The following is a 25670-nucleotide window of genomic DNA, read 5'->3' on the forward strand; positions in this document are numbered from 1 at the left end:
GGGGCGTGCCAAGGGGCATAAAGTGGGCATGAACGGAACTCTTGCCCTATCCTCGCCATCCCTGCGCTGGTCCAGCCCGCGTTCGCACCGGTGGACGGAAGCATCATGAACATCTTCGCCCCGCTGATTCGCCGCCCGGTCGGCACCTCGCTGCTCGCGCTCGGCCTGATGCTGGCCGGGCTGTGGGCGTACCTGCTGCTCGGCGTGGCCGCGTTGCCGTCGCTGGATTTCCCCGGCGTCTACGTGGTGGCCAGCCAGCCCGGCGCCAGCGCGCAGACCATGGCGAACACCATCCTGGCGCCGCTGGAGCGGCACCTGGGCCGCATTCCCGGCGTCGACGAGATGTACGGCAACGCGAACGAAGGTTCCGCCTCGGTGATGGTGCGCTTCACCATGGACCGCACCGCCGACAGCGCTGCGCGCGACGTGCAGGCGGCGATCAACGCGGCCGCGGTCGACCTGCCCAGCGGCATGCCGTCGCCGCCGCAGTACTTCAAGTTCGACACCTCGCAGATCCCGATCCTGTTCCTCACCCTGACCTCGACCGGGTTGCCGCAGGACCAGCTGTTCGACCTCACCGACACCTTGCTCAAGCCGGCGGTGGCGCAGATCGACGGCGTGGCCCAGGTGCAGGTGTTCGGCGGCACCCCGCATGCGGTGCGGATCGAGCTGGACACCGCCGCGCTGGCGGCCAAGAGCCTCACTGCGAACGACGTGGCCAACGCGCTGCGCGCGGCCAACGTCACCTCGCCGCAGGGCATCCTCAGCAATGGCCGCACGCAGATGACGGTGAGTGCCAGCGACGGCCTGCAGACGCCGGCCGAGTTCGCCCGCCTGCTGGTTTCGGTGAAGAACGGCACGCCGGTGCGGCTGTCCGACGTGGCGAAGGTCTACGGCGGCCAGCAGGACGAATACCAGGCGGCGTGGTTCAACGACGCGCGCGCGGTCGGCATGCAGATCAGCAAGCGGCCGGAGGCGAACGCGGTGGCCACGGTGGAGGCGATCCGCGCCAAGCTGCCGCAGCTGCGCGCCTCGCTGCCGCAGAACGTGACGATGACGCCGGTGTTCGACCTCACCCAGACCACCAAGTCGGCGCTGCACGAAGTGCAGGTGGCGCTGCTGATCTCGATCGTGATGGTGGTGCTGGTGATGCTGGTGTTCCTGCGCCGGCTGCGGCCCACGCTGATCGCCACGCTGAGCGTGCCGCTGTCGCTGGCCGGCGCGTTCGTGGTGATGTGGACGCTCGGCTACACGCTCAACACGCTGTCGCTGGTGGCGCTGGTGCTGTGCATCGGCTTCGTGGTGGACGACGCGATCGTGGTGATCGAGAACATCGTGCGCCACATGGAGCGCGGCGAGCCGCCGATGCAGGCGGCGCTGACCGGCGTACGCGAGATCGGCTTCACGGTGATCTCGATCACGCTGTCGCTGGTGGCGGTGTTCGCGCCGCTGCTGTTCGGCAACAACATGCTGATCATGCTGCTGCGCGAGTTCTCGGTGACGCTGACCGCGGCGGTGGTGATCTCGGCGCTGGTCTCGCTGACCCTGACGCCGGCGCTGTGCGCCTACCTGCTGACCCACGAGCCGGAACGCAGCAAGCCGCCCGGGCGGATCGAGCGGGCGGTGGAGAACTTCGACCGCAAGCTGCTGCGCGTCTACGAGCGTTCGCTGGACTGGGCGATGCGCCATCGCCGGCTCATGCGCTGGCAGCCGCTGACCCTGCTGCTGCTCACCTTTGCGCTCGGCTTCGCGGTGGCGAAGACCGCCGGCGGCACCTTCATGCCGGACGAGGACACCGGCCAGCTGCAGGTCGACATCCGCACAGACGCGAACATCTCGCCGGCCGAACTGACCGCGCGCACGCTGGCGGTGGCGAAGATCATGCAGGCCGATCCGGCCGTGCTCGACCAGCTGACCCTGCTCGGCAGCAATGGTGAGGGCGCGGTCGGCAACAATGCGCAGATGTTCGTCGACCTGAAGCCGCGCGGCAGCGGGCCGGGCCAGCGCGACGAAGGCATCAAGCAGGTGGTCGAGCGCCTGTCGAAGCATTACGACAAGCTGCCCGGCGTGAAGGTCTCGGTGAGCGCCGCGCAATTCCTCGGTGGCGGCGGCAGCGGCGACGGCGGCGGCCAGTACGAGTTCCAGCTGATCAGCACCAACGGCGACGACCTGCAGCCGTGGGCGCTGAAGATGGTGCGGCAGCTGCGCACCATCAAGGAATTCCGCGACGTCGGCAGCAACTTCGACCAGGTCGGCAAGCAGCAGCTGCTGAAGATCGACCGCGAGGCGGCCGGCCGCCTGCACGTGGGCATCGGCACGATCGACTCGGCGCTGTACAACTCGTTCGGTCAGCGCCAGGTGTCGCAGATCTATTCCGACATCAACCAGTACTCGGTGGTGCTCAGTACCGGCGCGGCGCAGAGCGTGAGCCCGGAGTCGCTGCTGAACGTGCGCGTGCGCAACGAGCAGGGCCGGATGATTCCGCTATCCGCGCTGGCGACGATCGAGCCGGACATCAGCCCGCTGCGCGTGCGCCATCACAACCAGCTCGAAGCGGCCACGATCAGCTACAACCTGGCCAAGGACGTCACCCAGGACGTCGGCGTGAAGCTGGTCGAGCAGGCTGCCTACGCGGCCAGGCTGCCGGCCGGCATGCGGGTGGATTTCACCGGCGCCAACCAGCGCCTGAAGCAGGCCCAGTCCAACGGCATGGTGCTGCTGCTCGGCTCGATCCTGGCGATGTACATCGTGCTGGGCATCCTCTACGAAAGCCTCGGCCATCCGCTGACCATCCTGTCCACCTTGCCGGCGGCCGGCGCCGGCGCATTCCTGGCGATGCTGGTGACCCAGACGCAGATCTCGATGATGGCGATCATCGCGATCCTGATGCTCATAGGCATCGTCAAGAAAAACGCGATCCTGATGGTCGACTTCGCCCTGGTCGCCGAACGCGAGCGAGGATTGCCCGCACCCGAGGCGATCCGCGAAGCCGCGCTGGTGCGCTTCCGTCCGATCACCATGACCACCCTGGTCGCGATGGGCGCGGCGCTGCCGCTGGCGATCGGCTTCGGCATCGGCTCGGAAATGCGCCAGCCGCTCGGCATCGCCATCGTCGGTGGTTTGCTGGTGTCGCAGTTGCTGACCCTGCTCAGCACGCCGGCGATCTATCTGTTCAACCATGATCGCCTGGCGCGGCACGCGAAGGGCTTCATGCCGGCACGCCTGCAGTGGTTGGCCATCGGCAGCGCCGTGCTGGGTTCGGTCCAGGTGCTGGCTGGTGTGCTCGCCCTGTTGATCCCGAAGCTGGCGGCGAAGATGGGCGACAAGGCCCCGCTCGTCTCGATCGGGCTGCTTGTGCTGGGCGTGACATTGCTAATCCTGGGCATTGCCGTGCTGCGACGCCGGCGCCGCGCGCGCTTTGCCTTGTTCAGCGTGTTCGCGGTGGTCCTGGGCCTGCCCGTGCTGGGCCAGCTTGCGATGCTGGCGATGGCGCCACCGGGGGCGCCCGGCGGCAATCCAGTCGGGATCATCCTTCCCGCGATGATGCTGGCCACCGTGGGCTGGGGCGTGTTCAGCGCGCGCACCAAGGCCTATTTCGGCGAATCGACCGAGGGCTTCTTCGCCCGGCGCGGCGGACGCCTGCGCCTAGCCCGCGGCAGGCACTGACCCGCTCGACGGGTGCCGTGGTGGCCGCGGTCGCCTGCTGCTGCGGAACCACCATGATGTCTCCGGGATTTTGCGCCCCCGCCAGATGCGCACTGGTGCCTGAAAGCCCGGGTGCCGCCAAACACGCCAAACAAAGGAAACAAAAGGGCCATCTCACTCCGTCCCCCTTTGTATCCGCGACGACGGCGATGGCTTTAGAGCGCCACCTTCAGGCGCGCCGACAGCATCTGTGCATGGTCGCGCTGGCCCATCTCATAGTCGTAGCCGAACTTCAGTGTCGTGCGTGTCGATAGCGTTGCATCCAACCCGACGCCGAGCAGGCCGCTGTAGCGCGACAGGCCGATGCCGACCAGCGGCTGCCATTGCTGCAGGCCAACGAAGCTGGCGTCGAGCGCGTCGCCGTGCGAGGTCAGGGTGCGCTGCCACTGCGCACGCGCACTGACGTCCACGGCCCGCCCGTCGTCCAGGTTCCAGTGGCGGCCGGCACGCACGCCGAGGCCCGCCTGCCAGCGATCCAGGGTCTGCGCGTTGCTGCGCAGGCCAAAGCCGCCGGCGCCCTGTTCGGCGAAGCCGCCGCGATCGATGCGTGCGTACTGCACATTGACGAATGGCGTGACATGGCTGTCGCCACGACCGAGGTGCAGTCCGCTCTCGCCGTAGGCCACGTTGTAGTTGCCGCTGTACTGGGTCTGCACGCCCTGCACGCTGTCGCCCAGCAGGATCTGCCGGCTGACATCCTGCTCGAAATGGCCGAAGCCGACGCGACCCTGCGTGTACCAGTTGCCGTTGAGCCAGCCTGCGTACATCATGCCTTCGGTGCTGCGACTGTTGTCGTGGTCGAAGCTCTGCTCCAGCCGCTGCTGGCCCCGGCTCTGGCCGAACGCGTAACCGGCCACGCCGGAATGGCCGATCTGGCGGTCGCTGCCGACCAGCCAGCCGTTCAACTGGAAGCCGACACCGTCGAAGCCGGTGCGCGCCATGTCGCCACCGATGCTGAGGTTGCGCATCCACATGCCGAAGCCGGTGCCCTTGTCGAGCAGGTTGTCGAAGCGATCCGACAACGCGCGGCCGGACGCGTCGATAGCCTTGAAGGTCATCGCCGCGCTGGCCGCGTGCAACTGGCCGGACAGGCTTTGCAGCGAGGCCTGCGCCGCCAGCAAAGTAGGCGACTGCTGGAACTGGCCGGCGGCACGCAGGAAGTCGCCCGACACGCCGGTGAGGTTGCCGGCTGCGATCTTGTCGTTCAGCTGCTCGAAGGCACCTTGCACGCGCTGAGCGCTGCCGAAGGAGGCCGGGGTGTAGCTCACGCCCTGGCCCGCGGCCGCCGTGGTCACGTTGAGGCCGGTGGTGTCCAGCCACACGCTGTTGGCGTCGTAATTGATGGTGGTGGCGGTGAAGACCACACCCGTGCCCTTGACCAACTGGTCGAAGGTGCCGGTGAGGCCGCCGGCTGCCGTGAGGACGTTGGTGTGGGTATTGCTCACATAGCCGCTGTCGGCGCCGGTCACCTCCAGCGTGCCGCCGTTGAGTATGGCTGTACCGGCCACATCGAGTTTGCTGCCCAGGCTGACCGCCAACGTGCCTGTGGAAGCGTTCGTATAGTCGCCTCCGACCGTGATATTGTGCCTTTGCACAAATACCTTGCCGGCGTTGGAAAGATTGCGAGCGACGCCGACCATCCAGACATCCAGGTAGTTGTCTGCAAGACGACCTAGAACGCCCGCCTCGCCTACCGTGACGTCGCCAGGTACCACTTGCTTCGCCAGCAACACGCCGTTATTGATCGTGGTGCCTCCGGAGTACGTGTTTGCCGCTTCCAGAATCAAATTGTTCGAGCCATCTTGCGTGATAAATCCTGTCCCGGAAATCGCACCACCGTAGAAAATGTTCAGATTGCTGTTGAATACGAGCGATCCGTTATTCACGACATCGGCGTGCAGCTCGTACTTGTCGATGTCGTATATGGCCGTACTGGACGGGTCGCTAGGCAGATTCCCGGTGTTATCCATCTGCAAGGTACCGCGTTCGATCGTGATGTAAGTGGGCTGAATTTGGTGGCTCGCCAGCAGCGTGAGTGTTCCCGTACCGGCTTGTACAAGCGTGCCGTAATAGGCCGGGGCATCCCCTGCCAAAATATTGCCGTCAAAAGTCACAGCGTCACTGCGATTGAACATCAGCTCGCCGCCATCGATGTTGACGTCGTATTGGCCGATGGAACCTTTTGTAGCACCATCGCCTATTTGCAACGTGCCGCCAAGGACTGTGATCGGACTAGTTGTGAGTTCATCGTTGTCGATAACCCAGGTGCCATCGCCTTTTTTGATCAGTGAGCCCGCGAAGGTGGTCGTGCCGGTGACCGCTTGCGAGTACGACTGTGTCGTCCCCGTGCCGCCGTCCAAAACCAGGGAGGAATCAGAGTTCGAACCGATCTCGAGATCGCCCTGAATGGAGCCGCCGGCCGACAGGGCGACGTAGTTGTTTGCAGTCGGAATCATCTGCACATTGCCGATGATGGTGCCTGCATTGATCAACGCCATCTCCCCGTCAGGATTGGATGGAATGGCGCTAGCCGACGCCACGAAAATGGCGCAATCGCCGGTGCCTCCACAATCTCCACCCGTAGTACCAGTCGCCTCGATGGTGGATCCGCTGTCATTGCTCACTGTGCCGCCGTGTTGCAGGAAAACGCCGATTGAGCTTCCAGTGATCGTACCGCCATCGATATTGCTCACGACGCCGGTATCGCCGGAGATTTGGATCGCGACGCCGTACGACCCCAAGGCACTAATGACGCTATTGCCTTGGTTGGTAACCGAGCCTCCATTCCCCATTACAACGCCGGAGCTTCCGCTGATCTTGCTGTCGTGGCTATTGGTGACTGTACCATTGCCATACATATTGATGGCTATGCCGCTGCTTTCAATGCTGGCGCCGTTGCTATTGATGACGCTGCCTTGACCGTTATAGAAGTCCAATCCCGTACCGCCGCCGTTGGCCTTTATGCTGGCGTCATCGTTGAGCACTGTGCCCCCCTGCGTCAGTCGCAGGCCATAGCCGTACAGACCGTCGCCACTGATGATGCCGCCACTCTCATTGACGACCGCGCCGGCACTGAATAGATGGATGCCGGTTACTCCGGCTATAACGCCACCGTCGCGATTGGTAACGGTAACCGAGGCACCACTCAGGAACAGACCTCTGCCTTGGTCGCTGAGGATGCTGCCTCCGTCGTTGCTCACCGTAATGGAGTCGCCGCCCAAGGCAACAATGCCCTCTCTCGTTCCACTGATGGTGCTGCCGGCACCGTTGTGGATGGTGGCTCCGTCGTAAAATCTGGCTGCTATATATCCTGTAATGCTGCCACCGTCGTGATTCAAAACGTTTACGGTGCCGGTGCGCGATTCCAACGGGCCGTCTACATTGTCAACAAGCGCACCCGCATTGTTCAGCGTCGCACCATTGCTCAAGACCAGGTGATTGCTCAGCGACACACCGCCGTTCACCGTTAGTGTGGCGTTTTGGCTATTGCTGTCGTCCACCGTGACGCTGCCGATACCAACGGCACCATCCGAGACAAGTTCCAAGGTGCCGCCTTGTACGGTGGTGCCGCCGGTATATGTGTTGGTCCCAGAAAGGATCAGCTTGCCCGGACCGGCCTGCTCCAGTGAGCCACTGCCGCTGACGAGGCCGTTGAAGGTCACGTTGTCGCTGCGGTCGAACACCAGAAATCCGTTGTTCGTCACATCGCCGACGATCGAACCGGTGATGCCACCGTTGCCGAGTTGCAGGGTGCCGCGACTGATCGTGGTGCCACCGGTGTAGGTGTTGGCACCGGTCAGGATCAGCGTTCCCGCGCCGGCCTGCTCAAGCGAGCCACTGCCGCTGACGAGACCGTTGAAAATCACGTCGTCGCTGCGGTTGAACACCAGCGACGCCTCGTTCGTCACGTTGCCGGTGATCGAACCGGTGGTGCCGCCATTGCCAAGCTGCAAGATACCGCGGCTGATCGTGGTGTCGCCGGTGTACGTGTTGGCACCGGTCAGGAACAACGTGCCCTTGCCGGCCTGTTCCAGCGAACCGCTGCCGCTGACGATGCCGCTGAAAATCACGTCGTCGCTGCGGTCGAACACCAGCGACGCCTCGTTCGTCACGTTGCCGGTGATCGAACCGGTGGTGCCGCCATTGCCAAGCTGCAAGATACCGCGGCTGATCGTGGTGCCACCGCCGTAGGTGTTGGCACCGGTCAGAATCAGCGTTCCCGCGCCGGCCTGCTCCAGTGAGCCACTGCCGCTGACGAGGCCGTTGAAAATCACGTCGTCGCTGCGGTTGAACACCAGCGACGCATTGTTCGTCACATCGCCGACGATCGAACCGGTGATGCCGCCGTTGCCGATCCGCAACGTGCCCAGCTTGATCGTGGTACCGCCGGTATAGGTGTCCGTACCGGCCAGCACCAGCGTGCCGGTACCGCCCTTGATAAGGTCGATCGAGCCGCGGATATCCTCGGACAAAACGGTGACGTCATTGGAGTCGACGATGATCTCGCCACCGGTAAAACCAGTGCTGCCTGCCGGTGGTGGTGCGGGTGGTGCGGGTGTGGGCCTGACGTTTGCGCCACCCCCGCCACTACCACCACAGCCCGATAATCCCAGTGCCAGTGCCACGGCAAAAGCCATCGCACACGACTTAAGCCAGAAGCCGCCGATCTCGCGAGTCGGCGCGCCCATCCCCTGCGAATTTTCCATGTGCTTCCCCCGAAGTCGCAACATCCTGCCGCAAGGATCATCGGAATGCTATGTGCGCTGCGGCAGATCCAGGTTTCGGGGTAGGCGGCTTCCGGCGCGCCTTGCGTCGCGGTGCATCGGTCTGCCCGTTTCGTGCGCTCGTCGCCAGCGTCGGCAGGTGCATGCGCACGTCCTGCGGCCACGCGTCGATCAGCGTGACGATAAGGAGGGTGGAGGGAATAAATCAGCCGGCTGATCTCGGCCGTCTACGACTTCAGCGGCTGAGCGCCAGCTACAACTTCCGCGGTCCGATGACAGGCGAAAGCCTGCTGCTCACCAGCCAGCCGGCCAAGGCGCGGGTCTGCAGTCGCGCCCTTAGCTTTACACCCTTCGCGGACTTGCTAAGGTTGAGCCCTTTCCAACGAAGGGACCGCCCATGCGTCTGCGTCCGGCTGCCTTGCTCGCTTCATTCGCCCTGTTGACCGCGCTGGCCTCGCCGCCGCTGGCCGCGGCCGAACTGACCATTCCGCCGATCGCCTACCAGCAGCGCACCCTGCCGAACGGCTTGCAGGTGCTGAGCGTGGAGGATCATTCCAGCCCGAACGTGGCGGTGCAGGTGTGGTACCACGTCGGCTCGAAGGACGACCCGCAGGGGCGTTCCGGCTTTGCGCATCTGTTCGAGCACCTGATGTTCAAGAGCACGAAGCACATGCACGCCGAGCAGTTCGACCGGCTGACCGAGGACGTCGGCGGTGCCAACAACGCCTCTACCGGCGACGACGTCACCAACTATTTCGAGGTGGTGCCCAGCAACCACCTGCAGACCCTGTTGTGGGCCGAGGCCGAGCGGCTGTCCAACCTCAACGTGGACGAGGCGAACTTCAAGTCCGAGCGCGCGGTGGTGCAGGAGGAGTACCGCCAGAGCGTGCTGGCCAACCCGTACGGCAAGCTGTTCAACGCGATCGACCCGAAGTCGTACACCGTGCATCCGTACAAGCGCCCGACCATCGGCAGCATCGAGGACCTGGACGCGGCGACGCTGCCAGACGTGATCGCGTTCCACAAAACGTTTTACCGGCCGGACAACGCCACCCTGATCGTCGCCGGCGACTTCGACCCGAAGCAGCTCGACGCCTGGGTCGACCAGTATTTCGGCTGGATCCCGAAACCGGCTACGCCGATCCCGCAGGTCACCGCGCAGGAACCGAAGCGCAAGAAGGACCTGCGCTACACCGTCACCAGCGAGACCGCACCGCTGCCGGCGGTGGCGCTCACTTGGCTGCTGCCGCCGGCGTCCGACACGGCCGACAGCATCCCGCTCAAGGTCGCCGCGGCGCTGCTGTCGCAGGGCGATTCGTCGCGGCTGTACCAGTCGCTGGTGTATCGCCACCAGGTTGCCCAGCAGGCCGGCGCCGATGCCGACGGGCGGGTCGGCCCGGGCCTGTTCACTGCCTACGCGATCCTCGCCAGCGGCCACCCGCCGGCCGAAGCGGAGAAGCTGCTGCACGAAGAGATCATCTGGCTGGCGACCCAGCCGATTCCCGCCGCCGAGCTGGACAAGGTGAAGACCCAGCTGCTGACCGGCGAGCTCAAGCAGCGGCAGACCGCGCAGGGCCTTGCCTTCGCGCTGGGCCAGGCGGCGCTGATCGACGGCAATCCGGAACACGTCAACACCGACCTGGCCGCGTTGCAGAAGGTCACCGAGCAGGACGTGCACCGCGTGTTGCAGAAGTACGTGACCGGCGCGCGCAGCGTCACCATCGACTACCTGCCGCAGGCTGCCAAGGGAGAAGCGAAATGAGTCGCCGGACGAATGCCTGCCGTTTGGCCGTCTTTACGGCCGCCATGGTTGTCACCGGAAGCGCGTTGGCGGCCGATTTTCCGGTCACGCCGCCCACGCCCGGACCTGCGCCGACACTGAACGTGCCGACACCGACGACGCAAACCCTGGCGAACGGCTTGCAGGTGGTCAGCGTGCGTCGCGCCGGGCTGCCGCTGGTCACCGCGCAGCTGGTGTTGCGCAGCGGCGGCGAGATGGACCCGCCGTCGCTGGCCGGCCTGGCCGATCTCACCGCGAGCCTGCTGACCAAGGGTGCCGCCGGCAAGACCGCGCCGCAGATCGCCGCCGCCGCCGAGGCGCTCGGCGGCTCACTGGATGCCGATGCCGGCTGGGACGAAAGCGCGGTCGGCATCACCGTGACCACGCCGAAACTGCCGCAGGCACTGGGCCTGCTGGCCGAGGTGGTGCGCCAGCCGGACTTCAGCGCGGCCGAGTTGAAGCGGGCGCAGGCGCAGGCGATCAACGACCTGCGCCTGCTGCTGAGCCGGCCCACCGCGCTGGCCTCGCTGGCGGCCAGCCGCGGCGTGTTCGGCGACGGCGCCTACGGCCATTCGCGCGGCGGCACACCAGCCTCGCTGGCGCGCATCAGCCGCGCCGACGTGCAGCGGCTGCACGCCGCGCTGTACCGGCCCGACAACGCGATCCTGATCCTCGCCGGCGACATCACCCCGGCGCAGGCGCAGCAGCTGGCGCAGGCCAGCTTCGGCAGCTGGCCGAAGCCGGCCACGCCGCTGCCGGAACGCGCGGCGGGCAAGGCCGCCAGCCGCGTGCCGGCGATCCTGCTGATCGATCAGCGCGGCGCCGGCCAGGCCGGCGTGGTCGCGGCGCATGCGGCGCCGTCACGCGGCGATGGCGGTTACTACGTGGGTACGGTCGCCAACGCAGTGCTCGGTGGCTCGTACTCGGCGCGCCTGAACGAGGAGATCCGCATCAAGCGCGGCCTGTCCTACGGCGCCAACAGCCGGCTGCAGCCGCTGCGCGACGCCGGCCTGTGGCTGGCCTCGGCGCAGACCAAGAACCCGTCCGCGGCGCAGGTGGTCGAGCTGATGCTGGGCGAGTTCAAGCGGCTGGGTGGCACGCGGGTTTCCGCCGACGAGCTGGCCGCACGCAAGGCCACCCTGATCGGCGGCTACGGCCGCAGTCTGGAAACCACCACCGGGCTGGCCGAACAGGTCGGCGAGCTGGCCGTGTACGGCGTGCCGCTGGACGAGATCGGCCGGTATATCGCCAAGGTGCAGGCGGTGACGCCGAAGGAGATCGAGAAGTACGCGGACAAGCACCTGGATGCCGGTGCCAGCACGGTGGTGGTGGTCGGCGATGCCGCGCAGTTCGCCGCGGACATTCGCAAGGCGCATCCGCAGGCCGCGCTGCTGGAATCGACCGCGCTGGACCTGGACAGCCCGACGCTGCAGCCGGCAGCGACCGCTGCAACGCGGTAATCGCGTCGCCTCGCCGCCATCAAAAAAACCCGGCATGCGTGCCGGGTTTTTTATGGCGCTGGAAACGCGGTGTTTCAGACCCTGCCCGAAAGGATTCACCAAGGCTCGACACGTTTTTTTAGACTATGGGGTACATAAATACGTCATCCCAGCCTCACGGGTCTTACCCATGCTTTCCCTCAACCGGCTTCCCATACTTGGCCTCGGCCTCGCCGCCGCGCTGGCCGCATCGACCTTCCCCGCCGTTGCCGCCACCCACCTGGAGATTCAGGGCGGGCGCAGCTACATGGACGGCTACGGCACCAACGCCGCCTTCGTCGAGGCCGTGTTCGACGAACACCGCATCGGCACGACCCGTTTCAGCTGGTCGCCGGATGTTTCGCTGGGCTGGATCGGCGGCCGCGACGTGCTTCGTTATCGCGGCGCCCGCTACGACACCAGTGATGACGCCTGGCTGCTGGCCGGTGGCGCGCGTATCCACTACGGCGACGCCGGCGACTGGTATCGGCCGTTGTTCTTCAGCTTCCAGCCGGCCTTGAACACCGGGCGCACGCAGGCATTGAGCAGCGCCTACGAATTCATCAGCACGCTGGGCTGGCAGGGGCGACACGTCAGTTTCCAGATCCGCCACGTCTCCAACGGCCGCCTGCACAAGCCCAACCGCGGCGAGACCATGGCCCTGATCGGCGTGGGCTTCGACCTGTAACCCGTCTCAGTGTCCGCCGGCGACGGGGCGGGCCTTCGGGGTGAACGGCGGCTTGGCCAGCCAGATCACGGCAACCAGGCCGATGAAGACCCAGCCCAGCACATGGAACACCTCGTTGAACGAGATCTGGTAACCCTGCTGGGTGATCATCCCGTTGATGATGCTGCCGCCCAGCTGCGAATCACCCCGACCGAGGTGCTGCATCGCCTCCTGTGACACCGGGTTATAGGGGTTGATGTGCTCGGCCAGCTGCTCGTGGTGGGTCACCGCGCGACGGGTCCACATCAGGGTGGTGAGCGAAGCCGAGAAGCTGCCGCCGAGCGTGCGCATGAAGGTGGCCAGGCCCGAGCCGGCGGCGATCTCGTGCTGTTGCAGGTCCGACAGCAGGATCGTCAGCGTGGGCATGAAGAACAGCGCCACGCCGAGCCCCTGCCACAGCTGCACCATGGCGACGTGGTTGAAGTCGACGTCCAGGTAGAAGTTCGAGCGCATGAAGCAGGTGCCGCCCATGACCAGGAACGACAGCGCCGCCAGCAGGCGCAGGTCCATGCGCATGGCGTACTTGCCCACGAAGAACGTCAGCAGCACGGGGATCACCCCGAGCGGCGCGGTGGCGTAGCCGGCCCAGGTCGAGGTGTAGCCCAGGTTCTGCTGCAGCCACAGCGGCACCAGCAATGCGATCGCGAAGAACGCGGCGTAGCCCAGTACCATCGCCAGCGTGCCGATGGTGAAGTTGCGGTGGCGGAACAGCTTCAGGTCGACGATCGGATCCTTGTCGGTCAGCTCCCAGATCAGGAAGACCGCGATGCCGATCGCCGAGACGATGCTGGTGACGATGATGAAGGTGGAGTTGAACCAGTCCTCGTCGTTGCCCTTGTCCAGCACGATCTGCAGCGCGCCCACGCCGATGATCAGGCTGATCAGGCCGACGTAGTCGATCTTCGGCCGCTCGGTCTTCTCGACCTTCCCGCGCAGCTGGTTGGCCACCACCATGCTGGCGAAGATGCCGATCGGCACGTTGATGAAGAAGATCCACGGCCACGAATAGTTGTCGGTGATCCAGCCGCCGAGGATCGGGCCGGCGATCGGCGCCACCACCGTGACCATCGCCAGCAGGGCCAGCGCCATGCCGCGCTTGGCCGCCGGGTAGATGCCGATCAGCAGGCTCTGCGTGATCGGGTACATCGGCCCGGCTACCGCGCCCTGCAGCGCGCGGAACACGATCAGCATGCCCATGCTTTGCGAGATGCCGCACAGGAACGAGGTCAACGCGAACAGCAGCGTGCAGGCGGTAAAAAGTTTCACTTCGCCGAAGCGGCGGCTGAGGAAACCGGTCAGCGGCAGCGCGATCGCCATGCTCACCGCGAACGAGGTGATCACCCAGGTGCTCTGGTTGTTGCTGACGCCGAGGTTGCCGGCGATGGTCGGCAGCGACACGTTCGCGATGGTGGTGTCCAGCACCTGCATGAACGTGGCCAGCGACAGACCGATCGTGCTCAGGGCCAGGTTGGGCGGGCGGAATTCGGTGGTCATCGGTGCCGGTCGTCTAGTCTGGAATGGGTAGGAACCCGCTCGCGGGCGATGCTTTTTTCCGAATTCTCAAAGCAACAGCATCGCCCGCGAGCGGGCTCCTGCAGGGGCGCTATTTGCCGCCGGCCATGTTGGCGTGGACGATCTGCCCGATCACCGTGTCGGCCTTGGCCAGCTGCTGCCGATAGACGTCGGTGCTGAAGGCCGGCCGGGTCGGCGACTGCTGCGCCAAGGTCGGGCCGCTCTGGTCGTGCAGGCTGACGTCCACCGCCAGCGACATGCCCAGCCGCAGCGGATGTTTGTCCAGCTGAGTCGGGTCGTCGAACACGATGCGCACCGGAATGCGCTGCACGATCTTGATCCAGTTGCCGGTGGCGTTCTGCGCCGGCAACAGCGAGAACGCGCTGCCGGTGCCGACGCCGAGGCTCTGCACCTTGCCCTTGTATGCCACCGCGCTGCCATACACGTCCGCCTCGATCGTCACCGGCTGGCCGATGCGCATGTCGGTGAGCTGGGTCTCCTTGAAGTTCGCATCCACCCACACGCCATGCAGCGGCACCACCGCCATCAGCGCCGCGCCAGGCTGCACGCGCTGGCCGACCTGCACCGAGCGTTTGGCCACATAGCCGTCCACCGGCGCGATCAGGGTGGCGCGCACGTCGTCGAGGAAGGCGGCGCGCAGGTGGGCCGAGGCGGCCTGTACGTCCGGATGCGAGGCGACCACGGTGTCGTCGACCAGCACCTTGCTGGTCTGGTACTGCTGCTGCGCCGCGATCAGCGCGCTCTCGGCGCTGGTCAGCGCATCGCTGGCGTGCGCCAGTTCCTCGGTCGAGATCGCGCCGGACTTTGCCAGCGCCACGCGCCGGTGGTAGTCGGCACGCGCCTTGGCTACCGCGGTCTGGCGCGCGGCCACGTCGGCCTGCGCGCCGTTGACGCTGGAATACAGGCCGCGCACCTTGCGCACGGTATTGGCGAGGTTCGCCTTCGCTTCGGCCAGCGCCACGTCGGCGTCGCTGGGGTCGAGCTGCACCAGCACGTCGCCGGCGTGCACCAGGTCGCCGTCATCGGCGCCGATGCTGACCACGGTGCCGGGCACCTGCGGGGTGATCTGCACCACGTTGCCGTTGACGTAGGCGTCGTCGGTACCCTCGTACCAGCGGCCGTCGAGGAAATACCACAGCGCCCAGCCGATCACGGCGAGCAGCGTCACGATGCCGAGCAGGCGCAGCAGCAGGCCGCGCGGGTTCTTCGGTGCCGCCGTATCCGGCAGTGGAGCGACCGGCGCGCTTGCGGCCGCGGTTGGGTTCTGGCTGGACATGGGGCTGCCTCAGGAACGGGATGGGGTGGAAGACGGGGTGCCGGCCCGCGGCTGGAAACCACCGCCGAGGGCCTGGATCAGCTGCACCGAAAGATCGACCTGCTGCGCCTCGAGCGCGGCGCTGCCGCGTTCGGCGGCGAGCAGCTGCTGACGCACGCTAAGCGCTTCCAGGTAGCTGCCGATGCCGGCCTTGTAACGCTGCTCGGCCAGTTGCCAGGCCTGCTGCGCGGCGTCCTGCGCGCGCTGCTGCGCGTCGATCTGCTGTTGCAGCGACTGCAGCGCGGACAAATCATCGGCGACCTGGTTGAGCGCGCCGACCAGGGTCTGGTTGTACTGCGCCACGGCGAGGTCGTATTGCGCATCCTTGCCGGACAGGTGGGCGCGCAACTCGCCGCCGTCGAAAATCGGCAGGCTGAGCGACGGCCCGAACTGATAGAACCGCCCGGCCAGGCTGAGCGGGTTGGCGCCGCCCATGCTGACCATGCCGGCCATCGCGCCGATGCTGATGTTCGGCAGGAAGGCGGTCTTCGCCGCCTGGATGTCCTTGCCGGCCGCCTCGACGCGCCAGCGTGCGGCGACCAGGTCGGCGCGATGGCCGACCAAGTCCAGCGGCAGGTCGGTCGGCACCGCCAGCGCGGCCGGTTTCAGCAACTGCGGCCGGGCGATCTGCAGCCCGCGATCCGGACCCTTGCCCAGCAGTACCGCCAGCGACGAGCGCGCGGCATCGACCGCGCGGCTGGCCAGCGCCACCTGCTGCTCGGCGCTCGCCACTTCGGCGTCGCCCTGCTTCAGCGCGATCTGGTTGTCGATGCCGGCGGCGACGCGCTGACGGGTCAGCTCGCGCGACTGCTTCGCGCGCTTCTGCTCACCGGCGGCCAGGTCCTGCTGGGTGAACGCGTAGCCAAGCTGCGCATAGGCGCGGGCGATATTGCCGGAAAGTTCGATGCGTGCGGCGCGGGCATCGACCTCGGCGGCGCGTGCCTGGCCCACCGCCGCTTCCCACGCGGCACGCTTGCCGCCCCACAGATCCAGATCCCACTTGAAGCTGGCGTAGCCGTACTTGGCCAGCGCGAAATGCGCCTTGTCGCCGAGCAGCGCGGCCGGCGGCCGGGCCCCGGCGACCGCGGCGCCGCCATTCACGCTGGGCCCGCGCGCGGCATCGGCGATGCCGGCCTCGGCCTGCGCCGCGCGGGCGCGCGCATCGGCGACGCCGAGGCCGGGGTTGTCCCGCAGCGCTTCGGCGATCAGCGCGTCGAGCTGCGGATCGCCCAGCCCGCTCCACCAGTCGGTGGAGGGCCACGCCGCCGCGGACAGGTGAGCCAGGCTGCGCTCGGCCTTCAGCGTGGACGGATCGATCGGCGTGCCGTCCGGATGCAGGCCGCCGCCGCTGGCGCAAGCGGCCAGCGCGAGGGTCAGGGCGGCGGCAGCCGCAAGAAGATGCAGACGCATGGAAAGGTCCAGGGGGAAGGGTCAGTTCTTGTCGCGGAGCGCGTGCAGCACGCGTTCCAGGTAGTCGTGCAGTTGCACCTGTTCGGCTTCGTCGAGCGAGCGCTGCGCGGCGGTCAACACGCGCTCGTTGCAGTCGACCAGCTGCGTCCACAGCGTGTTGCCGGCGTCGGTCAGCTCGATCCGCAGCGCACGGCGGTCCTGCTCATGCCGGCAGCGGCGCAGGTAGCCCTTGCGTTCGAGCTGGTCGAGCTGGCGGGTCATTGCGCCGCCGTCCAGTTCGACCGCACGGGCCAGCTCGCTGGCCGACATCGGGCCGAGCCGGGCCAGCCGCTTGAGAATCAGGAACTGGGTGAAGCTCAGGTTCAGGCCCTTGGCCGCCAACTCGCCCTCCATCGCACGCACGATCTCCGCCCGCACCAAGCCGAGCAGGACGCCGAGGCTTTCCTTGGGAGTGGTGAAGGCGAGCGATTCGCTACTCATGGCCGTGCATTCTATTGCCCAAAGTATATTTGTCAAAGCAAATATGTTCATGGCATGTATTTGCTTGGGCCGGGCGTCAGGCGGCGTGCCTGCGGCTCGTCGCGCACCGGCGCGCAACGCGGGGTCGCGGGCTGATTCGAACGCGCCCGGCGCCCCGCAAGGTCGCCAGTCATGTCGATCTCCTGCATGGTTTGACGCAAGGACGCCTGCGCACGGCGTGGCGTGACAGGCTGATGCGGTACGAACCGTGGCTGCGCCCCCGGCATGCTGCGGCAGTCGGCCGCGCAGGGGTGATAATCCCCGCGCCCGTCATACCCAAGGAACGAAATCATGGCCTCCGTCCCGACATCCTGCGCGCCTCAGTCACCGCGCCATGGAAGGAGATGACGATGCATCGCCCCGAGGTGCAGGCCTTCTTCGACGAAGCCAGCCATACCTTCAGCTACGTGGTGTGGGACCCGGCCACGGCCAGGGCGGCGGTGTTCGACAGCGTGCTCGACTACGACGCCGCGTCCGGGCGTACCGGTCATGCATCGGCCGATGCGCTGATCGCGTTCGTGCGTGCGCGAGGGCTCGATGTGGACTGGGTGATCGACACTCACGTGCACGCCGACCACCTGTCGGCGGCGCCGTATGTGCAGGCGCAACTGGGTGGCCGGCTGGGCATCGGCGAACACATCCGCGACGTGCAGGACACGTTCGGCCAGCTGTTCAACGCGGGCCCCGGCTTCCGGCGCGACGGCAGCCAGTTCGATCACCTGTTCAAGGACGACGAGCGCTACATGATCGGCGGCATCGAAGCCGTGGCGATGCACACGCCCGGCCACACGCCGGCGTGCATGAGCCACCGGGTCGGCGACGCCGCCTTCGTCGGCGATACCCTGTTCATGCCCGACTACGGCACCGCGCGCTGCGATTTTCCCGGCGGCGATGCGCGCATGCTGTACCGCTCGATCCAGCGCATTTTCGCCTTGCCGCCGGAAACCCGGGTATTCCTCTGCCACGACTACAAGCCCGCTGGCCGCGACGTGTTTGCCCACGAGACCACAGTCGGCGCCGAGCGTCGCGACAACATCCACGTGCACGACGGCATCGGCGAAGATGACTTCGTGCGCCTGCGCGAGGCGCGCGACGCCAGCCTGGCGATGCCGGCGCTGCTGCTGCCGGCGGTGCAGGTGAACATGCGCGCGGGTCAGCTGCCGGCGGCCGAGGACAACGGCGTGCGCTACCTGAAGATTCCGCTGGATGCGTTGTGAGCGGGCGCCGATGCGGCGGCAGCCTGACGGTCGGCCGTCGTCGGAGTGACGGATGATCTACGTCCTGCTCAGCGTGGTGTGCAGCGTGCTGGTGTCGGTGCTGCTGAAGCTGGCACGGCGTTTCGACATCGACGTGGGCCAGGCGATCGCCTGGAACTACGTGGTGACCAGCGCGCTCACCGTGTTGCTGCTGCAGCCCACGCTGGCGAGTCTGCGCGAACCCGGCGTGCCGTGGCTGGCGCTGGCCGCGCTGGGCATCCTGTTGCCGACGATCTTCCTGGCGCTGGCCGCGTCGGTGCGGCATGCCGGCATCGTGCGCAGCGATGCGGCGCAGCGGCTGTCCTTGCTGCTGTCGCTGGTGGCGGCGTTCGCGCTGTTCGGCGAACAGCTCAACGCACCCAAGGGCCTCGGCATTGCGCTGGGCCTGCTCGCCCTGCTGTGCATGGTCTGGCGCAGCGGGCAGGGCACGACGGAGCGCGGCGCCGCCGGCTGGCTGTATCCGCTCGTGGTGTTCGGCGGCTTCGGCGTGATCGACGTCCTGTTCAAGCGCGTGGCGCTGGCCGGCGTGCCGCTGGGCGCGTCGCTGCAGGCGATGTTCGCGCTGGCGTTGCTGGTGGCGTTCGCGCTGCAGCTGTGGCGGCGCCTGCAGGATCAAACCCGCTTCACGACACGCAGCGCGCTGGCCGGCATGCTGCTGGGGCTGGCCAACTTCGGCAACATCCTGTTCTACCTGCGCGGCCACCGCGCGCTGCCGCAGCATCCGGCGCTGGTGTTCGCCAGCATGAACCTCGGCGTAGTGGCGCTGGGTGCGCTGGTCGGCCTGCTGGTCTTCCGCGAGCGGCTGAGCCGGCTCAACCTCGCCGGCGTGGCACTGGCGCTGTTGGCGATCGGGGTGATCGCGCGCGGCTGATCACCGACGGCAGTGACTTCCGGGCTATGAAATCCCGTCGTCGTGGCGCATATGCTGCGGCTTCCCGGGGCGAAGCCGCCTCAGTCGTCAAGGATCGCCCATGCGCAAGCCTCTCCTCACCGCGGCGCTTGCCGCGCTGCTGCTCAGCTCCGTCGCGATCGCCGGACCGGACAAGAAGGACGACGAGAGCAAGCCGGAGTCGAAGCCCGATGCGACACTGGTCGAGCCGCAAACGTCGAGCAGCGAGGGCACGGTGTCGGTCGAGGGGCATCGCGTCGACTACAAGGCGGTGGCCGGCACGCTGGTGCTGCACGGCACGGGTGACAAGGAAGACGAGCCGCAGGTCAGCATGTTCTACGTGGCCTATTTCAAGAAGGGGGCGAGCGCGACGAAACGGCCGGTCACCTTCATTTACAACGGCGGCCCCGGATCGGCCACGGTGTGGTTGCACATGGGCGCGTTCGGCCCCCGGCGCGTGGTCACCAGCGACGACGGCCACACGCCGGCGGCGCCGTACGGGCTGGTCAACAACGATTACAGCCTGCTCGACGCCTCCGACCTGGTGTTCATCGACGCGCCCGGCGCCGGCTTCAGCCGGCTGATCGCGGATGACGGGGACAAGGACAAGCGCGACGAGCAAATGAAGGAACGCAAGAAGGCGATCTACGGCGTCGACGGCGACGGCCACGCCTTTGCGCAGTTCATCACCCAGTTTTTGTCGAAGTACGACCGCTGGAATTCGCCGAAGTACCTGTTCGGCGAAAGCTACGGCACCACCCGCTCGGCGGTGCTGGCGAACATCCTGGAGAACGAGGACAGCGTCGATCTCAACGGGGTGATCCTGCTCTCGCAGATCCTCAGTTTCGACACCAGCATCGACGGGCCGGAGTTCAATCCCGGCATCGACCTACCATACGAGCTGGCGCTGCCGACCTTCGCCGCCACCGCGTTCTACCACCACAAGCTGCCACAGCAGCCGGCCGCACTGGAACCGTTCCTGCGCGAGGTGGAGCAGTACGCACTGGGCGACTACGCGCAGGCATTGATGGCCGGCTCGCGCCTTGACGATGCGCGCAAGCAGACGGTGGCGCAGAAGCTGCACGAGTACACCGGCCTGCCGGTGGCCTACCTGCTGAAGGCGGACCTGCGCGTGACCGGCGGCATGTTCGAGCATGAATTGCAGACCGACGGCGAGATCACCACCGGCCGGCTGGACAGCCGCTTCTCCGGCCCGGCGATCGATCCGCTGAGCAAGGACTCCGAATACGATCCGCAATCCTCGGCGATCAGTTCGGCTTACGTGGCCGCCTTCAACGACTACGTGCGGCGCGACCTGAAGTTCGGCCAGGGTCGGCAGTACCGGCTGTTTGCCGACATCGACCACTGGGACTTCTCGCACAAGGCGCCCGGCGTGCACGGCGAGGCGCTGCAGTCGTCGACCAACGTGATGCCGGACCTGGCCATGGCGATGAAGACCAACCCCAACCTCAAGGTCTATCTGCACGGCGGCTACTACGACCTGGCCACGCCGTACTTCGCCGCGGACTACGAGATGCACCACCTGCCGATCCCGGCCACCCTGGAGCGCAACATCAGCTATGCGTGGTATCCGTCCGGGCACATGGTGTACGCGCATGAGGCGTCGCTGAAGCAGCTGCACGACAACGTGGCCAGCTTCATCGGGCAGACGGACAACGTCAGGTAGCCGGCTTGCGTCGGGTGCCGGTGCTGCGGCCGGACGGCGCGGTGGAGCCGCGCACCACCAGCTCCGGGCTGAAGCGCTCGTTGCGGCTGTGGAGCGACCCGCCGTTGGCCTCGCGCTGCAGGTCGCCGATCAGGCGCCAGGCCCGCCGCCTCGGCGTCAACGCGATCGCCGCCGCCTTCATGGTGCTGTGGTGGTTTGATGGGGTGGGCGATGGCTCGGCGCGGCATCCGCCAAGCTCCAGCGATGCCGGCGCCCCGCAGGCAGTCCACGCCATCAGCGTGCGGCAGCCGGCATTTCCGGCAGCGAGGGCGGATAACGCAGCAAGACATGCTTGGCCAGCTGGGTGTCGGCGGCCGACAACTCGATCAGCGCGGTGGGCTTGCCGCCGACCAGCGCGGCGATCGCCGCGCCGTCGCGGTACAGCACGCGCGAGCCGGCCAGCGCCGGCACCTTGTCGCCGACCAGCACGGTGCCGACCAGGTTCAGCGGGTCGCAGCCGCTGAGGCAGACCAGCTCGCCGTCGTCCGCGCGCTGGCGTACTGCGCGCAGCGGCGCGATCGCCTCGGGCAGGGCGAACTGCTCGCCGACCAGGCCTTCGACGAAGCGCCCGCCGCGGATTTCGCCGCGGGCCTCCAGCCGGTGGTACACGCGCAGCAGTTCGCGCCACGGCGGCAGCCACGGCGCTTCGCGTTCCAGCAGCTTCCAGAACACCACGCCGTAGCGGCGCAGCAGGGTGCGCGCGATGTGCTCGATCGCCTCTGGTTCGGGCTTGCCGCTGCCCGGCGCGATATTGCGTGCCAGCGCCCAGCGCCCCGCATCCTCGATGCCGCCGAACTGATGCCGGCGCAGCCGCCGGTGCCGCCCGCCGTCGCGCTTCGCCGCCGGCAGCAGCAGCGCGCGCAGGCCGGCGAAGCTGTCGGCGCTGACCCGGCCGGCGGCAACCAGCTCGCCCAGCGCGTCTTCCAGCTCGGTGCGCAGCAGCCGGGCGGCGCCCAGCAACTCGTCGAAGAACAGGGCGCCGTGTTCCTGCAGCGCATCGGCGACGGCTTGCGCGCGCGACGACAGCAGGAACTCCTGCGGATCGCTTGCGGCAACGGACGTCCAGACGGCCATATCGCGCCTTGGCAACAGTACGATGGGGGTGCTGCGCACCGGTCCGCCGCCACCGCCGCTGGCGGTGCGCAGGCGGGTCCAGCCGATCCGCCCGGCGCGGCACAACTCGTCCAGCCAGCTGATCGAGTAGTCGTCGATGCGCGCCGGCAGCAGTTCGGTTTCCCACGCGCCGGCCGCAGCCTCGTAGCCTTCCAGCTGCGCCAGTGTGGCCACCAGCGCGTCCGGCCCGCTCAGCCGGGTAGCCGCCGATACATGCTGCCAGTCAAACAGGAAGCGCATCAGCGCACGCCGGCTGACCGGTTCGATCTCGCGGCGCAGGCGGCCGATGGTGTAGCGGTGGATGCGTGCCAGCAGGTGGCGCTCGCACCACTCGGTGTCGCTGGCCTCGGCGGTGAAGCGGCCCTGCATCACGTAGCCTTCGGACTGCAGCCGCAGCAGCGCCTGCTCCACTTCGCCGGGGTCGACGTGGATGGGTTGCGCCAGTCCGTTCACGGTGACCGGGCCGAGTCCGCCGAGGCGGTGGCGCACCAGTTCCAGCAAGGCGTCTTCGCGCGTCCAGGTCTGCGCGGCGTATTCGGCCGGGGCAGCGATCGGCGGTTGCATGGCGGCGGCGGGATGCAGCGTCTGCCACAGCGGCAACTGTTCGGCGGATGCCCAGACGTCGCCGAGCCGGGTGGCGCGCTTCGCCTTCGCCAGTGCGTGCAATCGCTCGTCCCAGTCGGTGTTGGCCGCCACTTCCGCTGTGGTGACGAAGCCCAGCAGGGTCAGTGCCTCGTGCATCTCGTCGGCATCGCGCACCTGCGGCCAGGCCTCTTCGCGTACCGCGGCGATCGCGGCGGGGTCCAGCCGGCCGAGGTCGTCGGCGCTGTCGGTGTCGTTCCAGCGACGCGTCTGCACCGCCTGGGTGCGGCGTTCCTCCAGCGGAGCGTCGTCGAGGAACGCATACGGTGCGGCGTTCAGCACTTCGGCGGCGAGCGGGCTGGGTGCGCTGAGGTCGCGCGCCACGACGGCGATCTCGCCACCTTCGAGCTTGCGCAGGATCGCCAGCAGCCCGTCCACGTCCATCGCCTCGCGCAGGCAGTCGTGCAGGGTCTGGTTGACCAGCGGGTGATCCGGCACCTCGCGTTCGCCCACGATGTTTTCCAGGCAGGCGACCTGGTCGGGGAAGACCGCGGCGAGCAGGTCCTCGCTCTTCATCCGCTGCAGCGGCGGCGTCGTCTTCTTGCCGCCGGTGAAGCGCGGCAGCGCCAGCGCGGTCACCGCATTCCAGCGCCAGCGCGCGGGGAACAGCGGCGCGTCGAGCAGGGCCTGCACCAGCACGTGCTCGGCGGTGGCCGAGTGCAGGTAGTGCGCCACTTCCTCTAGCGGAAAGCTGTGGCTGGTCGACAGTGACAGCACGATCGCGTCCTCGGTCGCCGCTGCCTGCAGCTCGAAGTTGAACTGGCGGCAGAAGCGCTTGCGCAGCGCCAGCCCCCACGCGCGGTTGATGCGGCTGCCCCACGGCGTGTGGATCACCAGCTGGGTGCCGCCGGATTCGTCGAAGAAGCGCTCCAGCACCAGCGTGTGCTGGCTCGGCAGCACGCCGAGGGCGGCCTTCGCACGGGAAAGATAATCGGCCAGCTGCTGCGCGGCGGCTTGGTCCAGGCCGAGCTGATCGCGCAGCCAGGCGACCGCGGCCGGCGCGCCGCCGGCGTCGAGCTGCGCGGAGATTTCCTCGCGCAGGCGCGACACGCCGAACGACAACTCGTCGCTGCGCCCCGGTGCTTCGCCGAGCCAGAACGGAATGCTCGGCGGCGCGCCGTGCGCATCCTCCACCCGCAACCGGTCGCGCTCGACGCGCTGGATGCGGTAGCTGGTGTTGCCGAGCTGGAAGATGTCGCCGGCCATGCTCTCGACCGCGAAATCCTCGTTCACCGTGCCCACGATGATTGCCTGCGGTTCCAGCACCACCTTGTAATCGGCGGTGTCCGGGATGGTGCCGCCGGAAGTCAGCGCGGTGAGCCGCGCACTGCGCCGCGCACGCAGCTGGCCGTGCACCGCATCGCGGTGGATGTACGCGGCGCGAGCGCCACGACGGGTGGTGAAGCCCTCGGCCAGCATGCGCACCACCGCGTCGAAATCCGCACGCGCGAGATCGCGGTACGGATGGGCGCGACGCACCAGCGCGTACAGCGCGTCCTCGCTCCATTCCTGGCTGGCGACCTCGGCGACGATCTGCTGCGCCAGCACGTCGAGCGGCTGCGGCGGCATGATCAGCGCGTCCAGCTCGCCGCGGCGCACGCAGTCGAGCAGGGCGGTGCATTCGATCAGGTCGTCGCGGGTGGCCGGGAACAGCCGCGCCTTCGGGGTGCCGTCGATGCTGTGGCCGGACCGGCCGGCGCGCTGCAGGAACGCGGCGATCGAACGCGGCGAACCGAGCTGGCAGACCAGGTCGACCTCGCCGATGTCGATGCCCAGCTCCAGCGATGCGGTGGCCACCAGCACTGCCAGCTCGCCGCGCTTGAGCCGCTGTTCGGCATCCAGCCGTTGCTCCCTGGCCAGACTGCCGTGATGCGCTGCCACGGCTTCCTTGCCCAGCCGCTCGGACAGGTGCCGCGCCGCGCGCTCGGCCATGCGCCGCGTGTTGACGAAGACCAGGGTGGTGCGATGCGCCTGCACCAGCTGGGCGAGGCGGTCGTAGACCAGCTCCCAGCCATCGTTGGACATCACCGCTTCCAGCGGCACCGGCGGCACCTCGATGGCGAGATCGCGCGGACGGGTGTGGCCCACGTCGATGATGGTTGCTTTGTTCCCGCCCTTGCGCGCAGCGAGAGGGGTGAACCCCGCAAGTTCCGCATTGTCGCCGGCACCCACCAGAAAGTCGGCGACCATCTCGATGGGTTTCTGCGTCGCCGACAGCCCGATCCGCAGCAGGCGCCGCTGGCACAGCGACTCCAGCCGTTCCAGCGACAGTGCCAGGTGCGAGCCGCGCTTGCTGCCGGCGATGGCGTGGATCTCGTCGACGATCACCGTGCGCGTGCCGGCCAGCATCACGCGGCCGGAGGCCGAGCCGAGCAGCACGTACAGCGACTCCGGCGTAGTCACCAGGATGTGCGGCGGCTGCTTGCGCAGCAGGTTGCGCTCGACCTGCGGGGTGTCGCCGGTGCGCACGGCAGTGCGGATCGCCACGTCGGGCAGGCGGAGCTTCTCGAGTTCGGCGCGGATGCCTTCCAGCGGCGCTTCCAGGTTGATGTGGATATCGTTCGACAGCGCCTTCAGCGGCGACACGTAGACCACGCTGGTGGTGTCGGCGAGCGCGCCGCCGTGCGCGACGCCCTCGTGCACCAGTGCGTCGATCGCGGCGAGGAAGGCGGTGAGCGTCTTGCCCGAGCCGGTCGGCGCGGCGACCAGGGTGTGTCGGCCGGCGCGGATCGACGGCCACGCCGCCGCCTGCGCCGCCGTGGGCGCGGGGAAGGTGCGGCGAAACCAGGCGGCGACGGCCGGATGGAAATCGTCCAGCGGGCAGGGGTCCAGGCGCATCGGTGATGGTCCGTG

Annotated in this window: 14 protein-coding genes; 7 read left to right on the forward strand and 7 right to left on the reverse strand. The window is 67.5% G+C overall.

Annotated elements, in window-relative coordinates; translation table 11 throughout:
* Positions 1-105: 105 nt before the first annotated feature.
* On the forward strand, positions 106-3666 hold the full coding sequence (locus tag ABD024_RS01210) for an efflux RND transporter permease subunit (RefSeq protein ID WP_343848866.1): 3561 nt from the start codon (positions 106-108) through the stop codon (positions 3664-3666).
* A 194-nt stretch (positions 3667-3860) separates the two neighbouring features.
* Here the strand turns inward: ABD024_RS01210 and ABD024_RS01215 are convergent, their stop codons facing one another.
* Positions 3861-8411: an autotransporter outer membrane beta-barrel domain-containing protein gene (locus ABD024_RS01215; RefSeq protein ID WP_343848867.1), complete on the reverse strand. Its 4551-nt coding sequence runs from the start codon at positions 8409-8411 to the stop codon at positions 3861-3863.
* Between the two features lie 415 nt (positions 8412-8826).
* Between ABD024_RS01215 and ABD024_RS01220 the strand changes: the two genes are divergently transcribed.
* From ABD024_RS01220 to ABD024_RS01230, 3 genes are all read left to right on the forward strand, one after another.
* A complete protein-coding gene (locus ABD024_RS01220; protein WP_343848868.1) occupies positions 8827-10191 on the forward strand; it encodes a M16 family metallopeptidase in 1365 nt (454 codons plus the stop codon).
* Positions 10192-10256: 65 nt separating this feature from the next.
* Positions 10257-11669, forward strand: a complete 1413-nt coding sequence (locus tag ABD024_RS01225) for a M16 family metallopeptidase (RefSeq protein WP_343848869.1) — start codon at positions 10257-10259, stop codon at positions 11667-11669.
* 169 nt (positions 11670-11838) lie between these two features.
* Positions 11839-12375, forward strand: coding sequence for an acyloxyacyl hydrolase (locus tag ABD024_RS01230; protein ID WP_343848870.1), 537 nt, complete (start codon positions 11839-11841; stop codon positions 12373-12375).
* Positions 12376-12381: 6 nt separating this feature from the next.
* Here ABD024_RS01230 and ABD024_RS01235 read toward each other — a convergent pair whose 3' ends face one another.
* From ABD024_RS01235 to ABD024_RS01250, 4 genes are all read right to left on the reverse strand, one after another.
* The gene (locus ABD024_RS01235) at positions 12382-13908 is read right to left on the reverse strand and encodes a DHA2 family efflux MFS transporter permease subunit (protein WP_343848871.1); all 1527 of its coding nucleotides are present in this window, start codon (positions 13906-13908) and stop codon (positions 12382-12384) included.
* Between the two features lie 109 nt (positions 13909-14017).
* Positions 14018-15223, reverse strand: coding sequence for an HlyD family efflux transporter periplasmic adaptor subunit (locus tag ABD024_RS01240; RefSeq protein WP_343848872.1), 1206 nt, complete (start codon positions 15221-15223; stop codon positions 14018-14020).
* A 9-nt stretch (positions 15224-15232) separates the two neighbouring features.
* On the reverse strand, positions 15233-16672 hold the full coding sequence (locus ABD024_RS01245; protein ID WP_343848873.1) for an efflux transporter outer membrane subunit: 1440 nt from the start codon (positions 16670-16672) through the stop codon (positions 15233-15235).
* A gap of 21 nt (positions 16673-16693) precedes the next feature.
* Positions 16694-17152 (reverse strand): MarR family winged helix-turn-helix transcriptional regulator, encoded by a 459-nt coding sequence (locus ABD024_RS01250; RefSeq protein ID WP_343848874.1) that lies wholly within the window; start codon positions 17150-17152, stop codon positions 16694-16696.
* A 389-nt stretch (positions 17153-17541) separates the two neighbouring features.
* On the opposite strand from ABD024_RS01250, the gene ABD024_RS01255 reads away from it, so the two are divergent.
* The 3 genes from ABD024_RS01255 to ABD024_RS01265 all read left to right on the forward strand — a co-directional run bounded on the left by ABD024_RS01255 (position 17542) and on the right by ABD024_RS01265 (position 21023).
* A complete protein-coding gene (locus ABD024_RS01255) occupies positions 17542-18408 on the forward strand; it encodes an MBL fold metallo-hydrolase (protein WP_343848875.1) in 867 nt (288 codons plus the stop codon).
* 52 nt (positions 18409-18460) lie between these two features.
* On the forward strand, positions 18461-19318 hold the full coding sequence (locus ABD024_RS01260; RefSeq protein WP_343848876.1) for an EamA family transporter: 858 nt from the start codon (positions 18461-18463) through the stop codon (positions 19316-19318).
* Positions 19319-19418: 100 nt separating this feature from the next.
* Positions 19419-21023: a S10 family peptidase gene (locus ABD024_RS01265; protein ID WP_343848877.1), complete on the forward strand. Its 1605-nt coding sequence runs from the start codon at positions 19419-19421 to the stop codon at positions 21021-21023.
* Here ABD024_RS01265 and ABD024_RS01270 read toward each other — a convergent pair.
* Both ABD024_RS01270 and ABD024_RS01275 read right to left on the reverse strand, forming a co-directional pair.
* Positions 21016-21183, reverse strand: coding sequence for a hypothetical protein (locus ABD024_RS01270; RefSeq protein WP_343848878.1), 168 nt, complete (start codon positions 21181-21183; stop codon positions 21016-21018). The genes ABD024_RS01265 and ABD024_RS01270 overlap by 8 nt on opposite strands.
* Before the next feature lie 113 nt (positions 21184-21296).
* The gene (locus tag ABD024_RS01275; protein ID WP_343848879.1) at positions 21297-25655 is read right to left on the reverse strand and encodes a DEAD/DEAH box helicase; all 4359 of its coding nucleotides are present in this window, start codon (positions 25653-25655) and stop codon (positions 21297-21299) included.
* Between the last annotated feature and the right edge of the window lie 15 nt (positions 25656-25670).

This window comes from Rhodanobacter soli, assembly GCF_039523495.1.
Classification (GTDB): Bacteria; Pseudomonadota; Gammaproteobacteria; order Xanthomonadales; family Rhodanobacteraceae; genus Rhodanobacter; species Rhodanobacter soli.

What these genes read in the sequence shown, in the direction of transcription:
- ABD024_RS01230 (WP_343848870.1), top strand. Translation starts at nt 11,839, where the DNA reads ATGCTTTCCCTCAACCGGCTTCCCATACTTGGCCTCGGCCTCGCCGCC.
- ABD024_RS01265 (WP_343848877.1), top strand. Translation starts at nt 19,419, where the DNA reads ATGCGCAAGCCTCTCCTCACCGCGGCGCTTGCCGCGCTGCTGCTCAGC.
- ABD024_RS01210 (WP_343848866.1), top strand. Translation starts at nt 106, where the DNA reads ATGAACATCTTCGCCCCGCTGATTCGCCGCCCGGTCGGCACCTCGCTG.
- ABD024_RS01245 (WP_343848873.1), bottom strand. Translation starts at nt 16,672, where the DNA reads ATGCGTCTGCATCTTCTTGCGGCTGCCGCCGCCCTGACCCTCGCGCTG.
- ABD024_RS01235 (WP_343848871.1), bottom strand. Translation starts at nt 13,908, where the DNA reads ATGACCACCGAATTCCGCCCGCCCAACCTGGCCCTGAGCACGATCGGT.
- ABD024_RS01260 (WP_343848876.1), top strand. Translation starts at nt 18,461, where the DNA reads ATGATCTACGTCCTGCTCAGCGTGGTGTGCAGCGTGCTGGTGTCGGTG.
- ABD024_RS01215 (WP_343848867.1), bottom strand. Translation starts at nt 8,411, where the DNA reads ATGGAAAATTCGCAGGGGATGGGCGCGCCGACTCGCGAGATCGGCGGC.
- ABD024_RS01250 (WP_343848874.1), bottom strand. Translation starts at nt 17,152, where the DNA reads ATGAGTAGCGAATCGCTCGCCTTCACCACTCCCAAGGAAAGCCTCGGC.
- ABD024_RS01220 (WP_343848868.1), top strand. Translation starts at nt 8,827, where the DNA reads ATGCGTCTGCGTCCGGCTGCCTTGCTCGCTTCATTCGCCCTGTTGACC.
- ABD024_RS01275 (WP_343848879.1), bottom strand. Translation starts at nt 25,655, where the DNA reads ATGCGCCTGGACCCCTGCCCGCTGGACGATTTCCATCCGGCCGTCGCC.
- ABD024_RS01240 (WP_343848872.1), bottom strand. Translation starts at nt 15,223, where the DNA reads ATGTCCAGCCAGAACCCAACCGCGGCCGCAAGCGCGCCGGTCGCTCCA.
- ABD024_RS01255 (WP_343848875.1), top strand. Translation starts at nt 17,542, where the DNA reads ATGCATCGCCCCGAGGTGCAGGCCTTCTTCGACGAAGCCAGCCATACC.